The sequence below is a fragment of the Streptomyces sp. 549 genome (assembly GCF_030124175.1).
Taxonomy (GTDB): domain Bacteria; phylum Actinomycetota; class Actinomycetes; order Streptomycetales; family Streptomycetaceae; genus Streptomyces.
The window spans coordinates 39,453-51,975 of the sequence record NZ_JASKMT010000029.1; the positions used below are offsets into that span (position 1 = coordinate 39,453).

The 12,523-nt window shown below is 72.8% G+C and carries 8 protein-coding genes and 1 pseudogene; 2 read left to right on the forward strand and 7 right to left on the reverse strand.

All coding sequences use genetic code 11. The features are described 5' to 3' along the window. Nucleotides 1-2: 2 nt before the first annotated feature. The 5 genes from QNO07_RS23770 to QNO07_RS23790 form a co-directional block, all read right to left on the reverse strand. Nucleotides 3-1,532, reverse strand: a complete 1,530-nt coding sequence (locus QNO07_RS23770; RefSeq protein ID WP_283994373.1) for a Wzz/FepE/Etk N-terminal domain-containing protein — start codon at nucleotides 1,530-1,532, stop codon at nucleotides 3-5. After that, nucleotides 1,529-2,944: a Wzz/FepE/Etk N-terminal domain-containing protein gene (locus tag QNO07_RS23775; protein WP_283994374.1), complete on the reverse strand. Its 1,416-nt coding sequence runs from the start codon at nucleotides 2,942-2,944 to the stop codon at nucleotides 1,529-1,531. The genes QNO07_RS23770 and QNO07_RS23775 overlap by 4 nt, the downstream gene beginning before the upstream one ends. Then, a complete protein-coding gene (locus QNO07_RS23780; protein WP_283994375.1) occupies nucleotides 2,934-4,199 on the reverse strand; it encodes a glycosyltransferase family 4 protein in 1,266 nt (421 codons plus the stop codon). The genes QNO07_RS23775 and QNO07_RS23780 overlap by 11 nt, the downstream gene beginning before the upstream one ends. Then, entirely contained in the window at nucleotides 4,189-5,505 is a 1,317-nt protein-coding gene (locus QNO07_RS23785) for a nucleotide sugar dehydrogenase (protein WP_283994376.1), read from the reverse strand. The genes QNO07_RS23780 and QNO07_RS23785 overlap by 11 nt, the downstream gene beginning before the upstream one ends. A 73-nt stretch (nucleotides 5,506-5,578) precedes the next feature. Beyond that, nucleotides 5,579-7,057 (reverse strand): sugar transferase, encoded by a 1,479-nt coding sequence (locus QNO07_RS23790; RefSeq protein WP_283994377.1) that lies wholly within the window; start codon nucleotides 7,055-7,057, stop codon nucleotides 5,579-5,581. A 1,184-nt stretch (nucleotides 7,058-8,241) separates the two neighbouring features. Between QNO07_RS23790 and QNO07_RS23795 the strand changes: the two genes are divergently transcribed. After that, nucleotides 8,242-9,099: a helix-turn-helix transcriptional regulator gene (locus QNO07_RS23795; RefSeq protein WP_283994378.1), complete on the forward strand. Its 858-nt coding sequence runs from the start codon at nucleotides 8,242-8,244 to the stop codon at nucleotides 9,097-9,099. Nucleotides 9,100-9,471: 372 nt separating this feature from the next. Here the strand turns inward: QNO07_RS23795 and QNO07_RS23800 are convergent, their stop codons facing one another. Beyond that, nucleotides 9,472-10,227, reverse strand: a complete 756-nt coding sequence (locus tag QNO07_RS23800) for an Atu4866 domain-containing protein (RefSeq protein ID WP_283994380.1) — start codon at nucleotides 10,225-10,227, stop codon at nucleotides 9,472-9,474. A 473-nt stretch (nucleotides 10,228-10,700) separates the two neighbouring features. Between QNO07_RS23800 and QNO07_RS23805 the strand changes: the two are divergent. Continuing rightward, a pseudogene (locus QNO07_RS23805) lies at nucleotides 10,701-10,898 on the forward strand (Atu4866 domain-containing protein); the annotation flags it as partial. A 129-nt stretch (nucleotides 10,899-11,027) separates the two neighbouring features. Here the strand turns inward: QNO07_RS23805 and QNO07_RS23810 are convergent. Continuing rightward, nucleotides 11,028-12,302: a PP2C family protein-serine/threonine phosphatase gene (locus QNO07_RS23810; protein ID WP_283994397.1), complete on the reverse strand. Its 1,275-nt coding sequence runs from the start codon at nucleotides 12,300-12,302 to the stop codon at nucleotides 11,028-11,030. Nucleotides 12,303-12,523: the final 221 nt, after the last annotated feature.

The following is a 12,523-nucleotide window of genomic DNA, read 5'->3' on the forward strand; positions in this document are numbered from 1 at the left end:
GTCTACCGCGCCTCCTGGTTGCTGTCAGGGCCCGCCGCGGACGGAGCGGCCGCCCACGAGGGCAGCCGCTCCGTCCGCAGCCGGCCCGTCCCGTTCTGCCGGGCCGTCCGTTCGCTCCGGCCGCGCAGCGCGGTGTTCGGCCCGTCCCACAGCGTGCCGTCGGTGCGGTCACGCGGATCGGGGTCGACCAGCACCACGCCGATCACCGGAACGTGCTGGTCGGCGAGTTGCCGGGCCACGGTGTGCAGCCAAGCGGCGCTGCCGTGCCCGGCCCGCACGACAAGCACGGTCCGCGTGCCGAGGTACCGGAGGTCGGTCCACGCCGTGCCGGGCGCCACCGAGCCGACGCCGAGCCGGAGCCCCTCATGCGGCACGGCCGAGGCGCTCTCCCCGCTGACCACGGTGGGGTCTCCCGGCTTCGAGCGGCGGTCGGCGAGCTGCCGGCCGGGCAGCCCGTCGATGACGGCCACCGGCCCCTCCGCCGCCAGTTCCCCGGCGAGATCGAGGGCGATCACGCCCGTGCTGCGCGCACAGCCCAGTTCCAGCAGCGACACCGGTTCGGAGGAGCCGCGCACGGTGCGGGCCAGCGACGCCGAGAGCCTTGCCCGTGCCGTGCGGACCCGGCGGCGCTGCCACCGCCCGGCCGTCAGGCGGGGCAGTTCCGCGACGACCGAGGCACCGAGGTGCGCCGCGATCTCCCGGCGCAGCACCGGGCGGTCCGCCACCACCGAGCCCACCGTGGCGATCGACAGCCCGAGGACAAGTCCGAGCACGAGCCCGATCGCGGCGTTGGTCGCGGCGGCCCCGGGCAGGGAGTGCCGCACCGCGTGCGGGGCGTCCACGATCTGCGTTCCGGCGACGAGCCGGGGGGTGCCGCTGTGCGCCTCCGCGGCGCGCTGGCCGAAGTCGGTGATCCGGGAGGTGAGTTCGGCGCGGCGGGCGAAGAGCGACTCCGTGTTCGCCGAGTCCTGCGGCCCGCTCTCCGGCGTTCCGTCCCCGATCGCCCGGTTGACCTGGGCGAGTTCGTCCCGCATCCGGTCGCGCTGCTCGAGCAGGGTCTTCGCCTCCGCGTTCGCGGCCTGCCTTATCCGCCGCACGTGGTCCGCGACGAACGCGTCGGCCAGCGCCTGGGCGCGGGCCACCGCTTCCGCGTCGCTGTCGCCCGTCACGTTGATCTGCAGCAGGTTGTTGGTGAGGCCGACGCCTTCGTAGTCCTGCATGAAGTCCTCCGGCTTGTCGGGGGACTCCAGGGACCGCAGGGCCATACCGGCGATCCGCGTGGTCTGCAGCAGTGCGACGTCCGTGCGGATGAGCGTTCCGGGGTCGTTCGGCTGGTCCGCCTGGTGTGCGACCAGCACCTTGGTCACCGCGGTCGGTGGCGGCGGCAGCAGGACCGCCACCGCCGCGCCGAGGACCAGCCCCAGCAGCGCCATGGCGCACCACAGGCGGCGCCGCCGCACCGCGACCACCAGCACCTGCAGGTCCAGCAGCGGAGCCGAAGCCGAGGACTCCGGCGTCGTACTCGTCGTCACCCGGGACCTCCCGCCGCGCCGTCGCCGACCGCGAGTGCCGGCGTGGCGGCGTCCCGGGGACGGTCGGCATCCCGGGGAACGTCGGTCGAGCGCTCCGGACGGTCCAGGACCGCTCCGGCGAGGACGATGCCGACGACCTCGTGCCCGGCGTCCGCACACGCCCCGGCGAGGCCGGCCAGCTCCTCCGCGGTCCACACGCCCGGGCTGAGCACCACCACGGCACCGGACTCGCCGTCGCGGTCCGGAACCATCGGCCGGGACACCGAGACCTGCACCACCCGCAGGTCGGGGTTCGCCCTGCTCGAACAACTCGGGGACGGAACGCGCTCGGCCTCGGCCACGAGCTGCCCGGCGGCCCGGCGGGCGGTCCCGTCGCCGTCCGGGACGACAAGCAGCAGCCGCCCGGGAGCGGGCAGCAGGTCCCGGAGGCGGGCGCACACCCGCCGGCAGCGGACCTGCCGGCCGGCCTCGTCGCCGGACGCCCGCGGCGCGGGCGCGTCCCACGGGGCGTCGACGCCCAGCAGCCGGCGGACCCGGGCCCGCGAACCACGGGCCTCCAGCCGGAGCGCGGGCCGTTCGACGGGTGCGTCGACGGTACCCAGCAGCGCCGAGCCCAGCGCAGCGGCGATCTCCGGCTCGGTGCGCAGCCGTCGGCTCATCCGTGCGGCGGCGAGATGACCGAGGACCGCGAACAGGAGGAACAGCAGCGCCCCGGCGGCGACAAGCTGCGTCCTCGTCGGCGGCGCCTCCCCGGCCGGACGGGCCGCCGGCCCCATGACGACCATGTTGGTCTGCCGGGAGGCCGGGTCGACCTGGTCCAGCTTGCTGACGGCCTCCTGCAGCGCGGTGCGCAGCTTCGCAAGCTCGGTGCGGGTCTGCACGCTCTCCACGGTCCGGCCCGGATCGGCCGCTTCGGCCAGCTCGGTGATGCGGCGGCTGGTCTGCACCACCATCTCCCGCAGCGCCTCGGGCCGCTCCGCCGTCTCGGGGTCGGTGTTGTCACCGGCGATCCGCGCGGCGAACGCGACGAACTGCCGGACGACCTCGTCGGAGAGCTGCTGTGCGCGCTCCGGGGTCTCGGCCGTCCCCGAGACCTGGACGATGTTCCCGTCGGCGGCCCTGGCGCTCACCCGGTCCCGCAGTTCGCTGCCGCTGACCCCGGTCCAGTTGAGGGCGGCGGCCGCGCGGTCGACCACCACCGAACTGGTCGCGATCTCCGTCTGCGTCAGCAGCTCGCGTTCCTCCCACGCGCCCGGCAGCAGCACCGAGGCCGACGTCGTGTAGCGCGGCGGAACCAGCAGGGAGGTGCCGTAGCCGACGAGCGCGCCCACCACGGCGAGGACGGTGAGCAGCCGCCGGCGCCGCCGGATGATCCGCCCGATCGTGGCCAGGCGTATCGTGTCATCGCTCAACGCCGCGGCCCCCTCGCTTCCCGGTACGGGTCGCCCGGCGGCGCGGCGCGCGGCAGGCAGCGGCGTAGGCGGCGAGCAGCGCCTGCTGGGAGTTCCGCCAGGAGAGGGGTCCGCTGATCCGCTCCCGGCCGATCCTGCCCATCCGGGCCCGCGCGTCCGGATCGTCCAGCAGCAGCGCGATCAGCTCGGCGAACTCGGACTCGTCGTTGGCGGGCGCGTAGAGCGCGGCGTCACCGGCGGAGACGCGCGCCTCCCGGAGTTCGAACGAGACGATGGGCCGGCCCATCACCATGTACTCCAGGACCTTGTTCATGGTCGACACGTCGTTGAGCGGGTTGCGGGGGTCGGGGGAGAGGCACACGTCCGCGGTGGACAGGTAGCGCACCAGCTCGGCGTCCGGAACGCGCCCGGTGAACTGCACCTGCTCCGAGAGCCCCAGCTGCCGGGACAGCTCCACCATCGCGTCGAAGGTGTCGCCGCCACCGACGAACACCGCGTGCCAGTCGGTCCGCCCCAGCTCGTCGCGCAGCTTCGCGAGAGCCCGCAAGGCGTAGTCGACGCCGTCCTGCGGGCCCATGACGCCCAGGTAGCACAGCAGATGGGGCTTGCCCCGCTTCAACTCGGGCTCGGACGGCACGGGGTGGAACCGGTCGGTGTCGGGCGCGCTGCGCACCACGAACACGTCCGCCGGCCGCCGCCCGCCGCGCCGCACCGCGACGTCCCGGTAGCTCTCGTTGGTGGCGAGCACGACGTCCGCAGCCCGGTAGGTCAGCCGCTCCAGCGCGCACACCGCGCGGTAGAGCAGGTCCTCGCCGCGGTCGAACCGGGAGAGGTACAGCTCGGGCACCAGGTCGTGCTGGTCGAAGACGAACCGCGCGCCGCGCCGTTTGAGCCACAGCGCCGGCAGGAACAGCAGGTCGGGCGGGTTGCAGGCGTGGACCACGTCGACCGGGCCGATCCTCCGGGCCAGCCGGAACGTGTGCCACAGCGCCGATCCGTACTCCCGCAGGTAGCCGGCCGGGCCTCCGGTGGCCGCGCGCAGCGGGTAGCGGTGGATCCGCACCCCGTCGATCTCCACCTCCGCTTCCGTGTCCCGCTTGCCTCCCCGGGGACAGATGACGTGCACGTTCCAGCCCGCGTCGCGCAGGGTCGTGCACTCCTGCCACACCCGCCGGTCGAACGGCACCGACAGGTTCTCCACCAGAACCAGCGCGGACCGGTCCGGCCGGTCGCGGCTGGTCGCGTCACCAGGCAAGGCCCACGTACCCCGGGTCGGCCTGGCGCGCCTCGGCGTCGGGCAGGTGGACGAGGTCGACGATCACTGTTCCGCCGCCGTGGGGCAGCGCCGACAGCACGGCCGGATCCCTGGTCCCGACCAGGCACACCTCCGCGTGGTCGAGCACCTCCTCGACGGAGTCGGCGAGTAACTCCGCGAGGTGCGGCAGCCGGTTCTCGATGTACTCGCGGTTCGCGCCGAGCAGCCGGGACAGGCTCACGTTGGCGTCGTGGATTCGCAGGTCGTACCCCTTGCCGAAGAGCCGCTCCGCCAGTTCGACGAGCGGGCTCTCGCGGAGGTCGTCGGTGCCGGGCTTGAAGGACAGCCCGAACAGGCCCACCCGGCGCTTGCCGGTGCGCTCGACCAGATCCACCGCGCGCTGCAGATGGTCGGAGTTGGAGGGCAGCACGTGGGCGAGGATGGGCACCGAGACGTCTGCCCGCTGCGCGGCGTGGACCAGGCTGCGCAGGTCCTTCGGCAGGCAGGAGCCACCGAAGGCGAAGCCGGGCCGCAGGTAGGCGGGGCTGATGTTCAGCTTGCGGTCGGCCAGGAACACGTCCACCACCTGGTGCGAGTCCACCCCGAGCGCCCGGCACACCGCGCCCAGCTCGTTGGCGAAGCCGATCTTGAGGCCGTGGAACGCGTTGTCCGCGTACTTGATCGCCTCGGCCGTCGGGACCGGGACCCGGAACACCTCGCCGGGCAGGCCCTCGTACAGCGCGGCCACCGCGTCGCCGCTCGCCGGGTCGAGTTCGCCGATGACGGTCTTGGGTGGGTCGAAGAAGTCCCGCACGCTGGAGCCCTCGCGCAGGAACTCCGGGTTGACCGCGACCCCGACGTCCACTCCGGCGGTGCCGCCGACGTACTTCTCCAGGATCGGCAGCAGCAGGTTCAGGCAGGTGCCCGGGAGCATGGTGCTGCGGAACACGACGGTGTGCCGCCCGCCCCGCTCGGCAAGCGCGGCACCGATCTGCTCGGTGACCCGCTCCAGGTACGTGGTGCACAGGCTGCCGTTGGGCTCCGACGGCGTGCCCACGCAGACCAGCGAGACCTCGCTGCCCGTGATCGCCTCGGTGACGTCGCCGGTGGCGCGTAACGCCCCGGTCCGCAGACCATCGGCGATGAGTTCGCCGATCCGCTCCTCGACCACCGGGGCCCTGCCCTTGTTGACCAGGTCGACCTTCACCTGGTTCACGTCCACCCCGATGACCTCGTGCCCCATGCTGGCCAGGCACGCGGCCGACACGCAGCCCACGTAGCCGAGTCCGAAAACGCTGACCTTCATGACCCGTTCCTCCCCCTTGGGCAGACCTCGCGGTCTGCGGTCCGCACGCCGGCCGGAAGACGGCCCCCGCGCATCAGTAGGCCCCCTGCCCGTGGAGGACCGCGCGCAGCGTCTTCCACAAGATCACCGCGTCCAGGGCGAGCGACCAGTCCTCCACGTACCGCAGGTCCAGCCGCACCGCCTCCTCCCACGACAGGTCGCTGCGTCCGCTGATCTGCCACAGGCCGGTGAGCCCGGGCTTGACCAGCAGCCGCCGCCGGATGTCCGGGCCGTACGCAGCGGACTCCTCCGGCAGCGGGGGCCGCGGACCGACGAGCGACATCGACCCGGTGAGCACGTTGAAGAGCTGCGGGAGTTCGTCGATCGAGTACCGGCGCAGCACCGCTCCCACCCGGGTCACCCGCGGATCCCGGCGGAGCTTGAACAGCAGGCCGGCGCCCTCGTTGCGGTCGGCCAGCTCGGCGCGCGCCCGGTCGGCCCCGGGGACCATGGTGCGGAACTTGAGAATGGTGAACTCGCGGCCGCCCTTGCCGACCCTGCGCTGGCGGTACAGCACCCCGCCCCGGCTGTCCGCCAGCACGAGCAGCCCGACGCCCACCATCAGCGGCGCGAACAGCATCAGCAGGAGCGCCGCACCCAACCGGTCGACGACTCCCTTCACCGCCCGGCGGCCCCCGGTGAACGTCGGCATGCTGACCCGCAGCAGCGGAATCCCCAGCACCGCGTCGATGTGCAGCCGCGGGCCGGCCACCTCCATCAGCACGGGGGCCACGACCATCTCGGCGTCGCTGCCCTCCAGGTTCCAGGCCAGCCGCTGCAGCCGGTCCGGTGACCAGTGCGGGTCAGGGGTGACCGCGACGACCCGGTAGCCGTCGCGGTGCACGTGGTTGGCCACGTCCGCCAGCCGGCCGACGACCGGCACTCCGTCCAGCTGGTCACCGTCCAGCCCGCGGCCGTCCGTCGTGCACACCGCGTCCACCCGCCAGCCGAGGTGCGGGAACTTGCGGGTCCGGGTGATCAGGTCGCGCACGGTGGCCGGACTCCCGGCAGCGAGCACCGGCCGCAGGCACTGCCCTTCCTTCCGCTGCCTGTGCAGCCGGAGGCGCAGCAGATACCGGGCGGTCATGGTGACCAGCGCGATCGCGGGGATCGCGACGAAGATCCATAACTTGATGTTGCGCGAGGAGAGGGCGATCCCGCTGAGCGCCAGTACGACGGTGGCCGTGAACAGCGAGCGTCCGAGCCGGCGGAACTCCTCGGCCCCCTGGCCGAGCACCGCCGGAGCCCACGCCCTGCTCACCGCAAGCGCCCCCAGCACCAGCAGCTCGGTGCCGAACGCGAGGATTCCCCACTTCTCATGCCAGTCGGCCGCGTCCCGAGCCCCGAAGAAACCGCCGATCGACGCCACCACCAAGGCGGTGGCCACGGTGTCGCTGGTGATCACGGTACGGCGGTACCGCTGCTCCCAGTCGGCCGCGGGCCGGCTCATCGCCCCGTTCGCCAGCCGCCCGCGTGCTGACGGTAACGGGCGTACTAATCCCCCTTGCCGCACAGAACCCCCCGGTCCCCAGTGGTACGACGTGCCCGCCTCTCACTGTTCCTCCCGGGAGGTCCCCCGCCCCCCTCACTGCTCCCCCTCGGTAGGTCCCGCCCCCGGACGGCATTCCGGCTGTTTCCGCGCTGCTTGAACAACTCACCGCTGCTTGAACAACTCACCGCTGCTTGAACAACTCACCCTGGCGGCAGGCAGACTCGCATGATCCGCCGGGCTCTGGAGGTGCGTGGGAACCCGGCAGAACCTCGGGTGCTCCCCGCACCCGAGGCCCCTTTCGGGACCCGAGAACTGATCATCCCCACATCGTGTGCCGGGGACGCGACTGCTGGCTTTCCGTAGCGCCTGAGCTGTAGATCATTACTCGTGGATCATCAGAGGCCGCCTCGTGTTCGAACAGCCGAAGCACGGTCAATCTAGACCATGGGAGCCGTTATGTAGAGGGGACGTATGTAATTTCGCGCCCAAGCTTTCAGGCCGGATCTGATCTACCGCCCGGTGATCGCCTGCCGGTGCCCCGACGCCACCGCCGCACATCGCCAGCTCACCCCGGGCCTCGGGGGGTGCCTGCGCGGAAGTGACGGGTGAGCCGCAACGGGCCCTCTGCTGAGGCTGGTTCAGTGCTGCCGTCCGTTGCTCGGGCCCTGCGGCGGGCCGCAGCCGGTGCACGAGGCGGACAGGCCGACTCCGGAAAGCGAGACGCATTACTTGATCGTTCTGCAATTCGGCGACATGTCCGAGGAGGAGCGCGACCGCCTCAAGGCCGAGTGATCCGGGCTCCCGGGCCGGGTGGCACGGGAAATGGTTGCGGACAAGAACAGCCGGTGTTCGAAGCGTCGGAGGAGGGGGAGTCTGGCTGAAACTCGTGACGCGCAACGGGCGATAATCGACTCGTGCAACCCGGGTGGAAGCTCCGAAAGCAGGGCTGCCAGGGATTCACCTGCCGAGACCAGCCGCACGCCGTTTCCGGTGACGCACCACTTCCGGACGGTCGTGATGCCGGAGCCGTTCCGGCCGGTCGTGATGGCGGAGCCGTCGGCGTGGGCACCTGGGTTGCCGCTTCGGGCGCATCGGTGAGGTGCGCGTGCCCCATCCTCGACGGGGTGGGGGCGGCGGAGCACCGCGTCCGTCCTGGGGGCACGGGGGCCAGGCTCCCAGCGGCCCGGGAGCCTAGCCTGGCCGGTATGACAACCTCGAAGCTCGGCGACTACCTGCGGAGTCGGCGCGCGCAGGTGACGCCGCCCGACGTGGGTCTGCCTCAGGACGGGCGGCGACGCGTCCCCGGCCTGCGCCGCGAAGAAGTCGCGCTGCTGGCCCGTATCAGCGTCGACTACTACCTGCGTCTGGAGCAGGGCCGCGAGCGGCGCCCGTCGACACAGGTCCTCGACGCCCTGAGCGACGCGCTGCTGATGGACGACGACGGCCGGCTGCACCTGTACCGGGTCGCGGGGATGACCCCGCTCCCGCGCCACGAGGGCAGCACCGAACGGGCGGACCCCCAGTTGCTGGCACTGGCCGAACTGTGGGACCGCACTCCGGCCCTGCTGCTGGGCCGGGCCTACGACGTCCTGGCCGTCAACACGTTGGGGCGGGCCGTCTTCCCCCACCTGCAGCCGGGTGCGAACGTGCTGCTCACGATGTTCCTCGACCCGTCGGTCCGCTCCTTCCACGCGGACTGGGAGAAGGCCGCGGCCAACGCGGTCGCGGGATTCCGCTTCCTGGAGGGCGCCCGGCCCAACGACCCGCGCATCCACGAGGTCCTGCACACGGTCTCGGAGAACAGCCGTGAGTTCGCCGACCTCTGGCAGAGGCGAGACGCACGGGGCAAGAGCGACGCCGCGAAGGTCCTGCTGCACCCGGACGTCGGCGAGCTCACCCTGCGCATGCAGACCTTCGACGTACGCTCCGCCCCGGGGCAGCAGCTGATCGTCTACCACGCCGAGGAGGGCACCGGGACCGCGGACGCGCTCCGTCTGCTCGGATCGCTGGCAGCGACCACCCGTCCCGGACACCAGGACGACTCGCCGGGGCGGGCCACGTGATGTGAGGGCCCGCCACCACCCCGCGGTGGGCGTCACCTGCGTCGCCGTCCTCCTCGCGGGAGGTCCCACCGCGTGCGCCGCGGTGCCGGACGGCGGGAGACCCCCGGGTCCCGAGGAAGCCGCACAGAGCAGCCGGCCGCAGTCCCCGTCGACCGCGACACCGCCGCTGACACCGCCGCTGACACCGCCGCTGACACCGCCGCCGACATCGCGGACGCACCCGGCGGAGACCACGGACGCCGCGCCGCACCCCTACGCCGCAGGTCCTTTCCTGCCCGCTGCGACCGGCCGCGCCCGCAACTGCGCCCGGTGCCGCGCGCCCAGGTGCGGAACGCATCCCGGCGCACGGCTCCGGGGCCGCGTCGCGAGCGGTCAGCCCAGGCGCATGACGTAGCCGACGTGGTGCAGTTCGTCCCCGCGGAAGTACCCCACAGCCCAGAAACCGAGATCGTCCAGGTAGTCGATCCGGTCGCCGTCGATCCAGTACCGGCCCTGGTAGGCGTGCGGCCGGCCGCCCCGCGTCTCGTCGTAGCGGCCGTCAGCGGTGAGTTCCTGGTGGAGGAAGTCCTCCTGGTCGATCCAGACGCCGACCCGCGGGCTGCCGGTCAGGTCCGGAGAGGCCGGGACGCCCGCTTCGGGTGCGGTGGGCCGGCCGGGCGCGTCGCTGCCGGCCCACAGCACCGGCCGGCCGGCCGCGACCAGCGCACGGACCTCCTCCGGCCGTGACATGAGCGCGGCCAGGCCGCTCTGCACGTCGGCGGCGAGCGCGTCGGGCACCACCAGCAGGTCGCTGGTGTTGCCCGGGGTCAGCGTCGCAAGGTGCTCTGAGCGCTCGCCGCGACCGCCGGCCAGCGCGACGGCGTCCACGACGGCGGGGACGATGGTCATGCCCGTGGAGTCGACGACGATGGCGTTGTCGTCCTCCGCCGCGGTGAACAGGGACGGGCCGACCGCCACGATCAGGGAGCCGACGAACAGGATGTCGGCACCGGTCATGGTCCCTATCAGCGGGTCCATCGTCAGGATGCGGGCGTTGGTGAACAGGACGGGACGTCCCGCGTCGTTCGAGAGGATCTCGTCGAGGGCCTTGGAGTTCCAGCCCGCGATGTCCGTGCCAGTGGCGCTCATTGCTTGCTCCTCGGGGGAGGTCGGGGTCATCGGTGTGTGCGATGCGCGAAGTGCGCTGCCACAAGCCGAGCGGACGCTGGACGGCGCCCGGCGGCTTCTGCTCCCTCAGCCTCGGCGCGTAGCGCCATCGGAACCAGGCCGCCCTGTGCCCAGGCTCACCGCACCCACGGTGAGTGCCGCTCGCAGCGCCGAGTTGGGAGCGGTGAGCGAGGAGCGGTCCCGAACGGCCCATGCGCGGGCGGCGGATGCGCCGTCCGGACCAGGCGATGCCCCCGGCGCGCCGCTACGGCCGCCTGCCGCGTCCGTCCGCCCGTGCCGCGGCTGTGCGGCCCTGCCGCACGCCATGATGGGTGTGCGGCACCCAGGACGTTCTCACCCGGGAGGGCGGCGGCCTGGCCGGGGCCCGCCGCAGGGGGGAGGCTAGGGCCACGACCAGCAACGACACGCCTCGCGATGCCCACCCGTACGTCGGGATGTGGGTGACCGCGGACGGCTTCATCCGCCAGGAACTGCTGTCTGACGGCCGCTACGACGAGGCCCGGGGCAACCGCCGGAGCGCCTGCACCGGCCGCCTCACCGTCACCGGCAGCTACCTTGACTACGTCGACGACACCGGCTTCAACGCCACCGCCGACGTCCGCGACGGCGTTCTCCTCCACGAGCACCTGGTGACGAGCACTTGGTGCTCAACCGCGAGGGCGACCCGCGCGCCCGGCAGGGAACCGTCGGGGCACGGCGTCGAGGACGGCTCGGCCGGGGGCAGCCGAGGCGGGGTGCCGGAGCAGCCCCCGGGCAATCGCTCAGAGCTGGGGTGCGCTGCCTGAACTGTCCGAGCTGTCCGAGCTGTCCGAACTGTCCGCGGCGGGCGCGGAGGCGCCGGTGAGGTCGGCGCCGGTGTCGGCGTCCCGCTGCGACTGGCCGAGGCCGTGCCAGTCCAGGCACATGACGGTCGCGTCGTCCTGCAGCCGGCCTTCGTTGGCGTCCACGATCGCCGCGATGAGGGTGCGGGCGGCCTCACGCGGATGCAACTCGCGGGTGCTGACGATCAGGTCGGACAGGTCGAGGTTGACGGCGTGGCGCTCCAGCATGCCGTCGGTGAGCATCACCAGCCGGTCGCCCGGCCGCAGGTCCAGTGTCTGGACCCGGTAGGTGTGGGGGACCTGGAAGCCGAACGGCAGATCCACCTCCGGAACGATCTCCTGCACCTGCCCGTCCCGCATGCGCATGGGCCAGGGGTGGCCGGCGTTGAGGAACTCGGTTCGGCCGTCGAGCAGGCTGATGCGCAGCAGCTGGCCGGTGACGTAGCCCTGACGACCGTTGTCCCGCATGGCCCGGTCGGCCTGGCGGGCCTGCTCGGCGAGGTCGGCGCCGGCGCGGCGGGCCCGGCGCAGCGCGCCCACCGCGAGGGTGGCCAGCAGCGCGGCGTCGACATCGTGACCCATGGCGTCGGTGACGGAGAGCTGGACGGTGTCCCGGTCGATCACGTAGTCGAAGGTGTCGCCCCCGACGTGGTCGGCGGGCTCCAGCGCCCCGGCCACAGCGAACTGGGCGGCCTCGCACGCCAGCGACGCCGGGAGCAGCCGGTGCTGGATCTCCGCGGCCAGGCTCAGCGGGGTGGTGCGGCGGCCCCACTGGTACACGTCGGTGAAGGACCGGTTCGCGATGACGATGTACGCCAGGGCGTGCGCGGTCTCCCCGATCTCCCGCATCACCTTCGTGTCCGGCACCTCGGGCAGGAAGAGTTCGAGGAGTCCGATGGCGTCACCCCGGTTGGTCACCGGGGCGACGATCCGCACCAGCGCACCCTCGCCCCCGGCCTTGTCCTCCACACTCGGCCGCTGGGTGCGGATCACGTCGTCGTACAGGGTGCCCCGCAGCGCGATGTGCCGGGCGGGGCCGTTGGTGTCGAGGCTGCCGGACATCCCGAGGCGTACGACCGAGCCGCCGGTGAAGTCGGTGATCAGGAAGGACACCGACGCGGCCCCGAGGTGCTCCCTGAGCATGCGCGCCACCACGTCGAGCGACTCCACCGGCGCCGCGGACTCCGCCGCTGCCAGCGTCTTCGCCAAGGTCATTTCCCTGGCCCCGCTGCCGCCGTTCTGAGCCCCAGTGGTCGGCCCGCCGCCCTCGTCAGGCTCGCCTACGGACACGGTGACTCCTTCTCCTCGCTGGTGCTCAGGCCCCCTCCCGGTGCGCGAGGGGTCGGGCCGTGCCGTGTGCCCGGTAGCTGCCATTCCACCACAGGGCCCCTGATCGGATGCGCCTGCCGGCCGACCAGCCGCTGCGCCTGCCGACG

Bases quoted from the DNA above. Each gene is read 5' to 3' on its own strand.
- QNO07_RS23785 (WP_283994376.1), bottom strand. From the start codon at position 5,505: ATGAAGGTCAGCGTTTTCGGACTCGGCTACGTGGGCTGCGTGTCGGCC.
- QNO07_RS23810 (WP_283994397.1), bottom strand. From the start codon at position 12,302: ATGACCTTGGCGAAGACGCTGGCAGCGGCGGAGTCCGCGGCGCCGGTG.
- QNO07_RS23800 (WP_283994380.1), bottom strand. From the start codon at position 10,227: ATGAGCGCCACTGGCACGGACATCGCGGGCTGGAACTCCAAGGCCCTC.
- QNO07_RS23795 (WP_283994378.1), top strand. From the start codon at position 8,242: ATGACAACCTCGAAGCTCGGCGACTACCTGCGGAGTCGGCGCGCGCAG.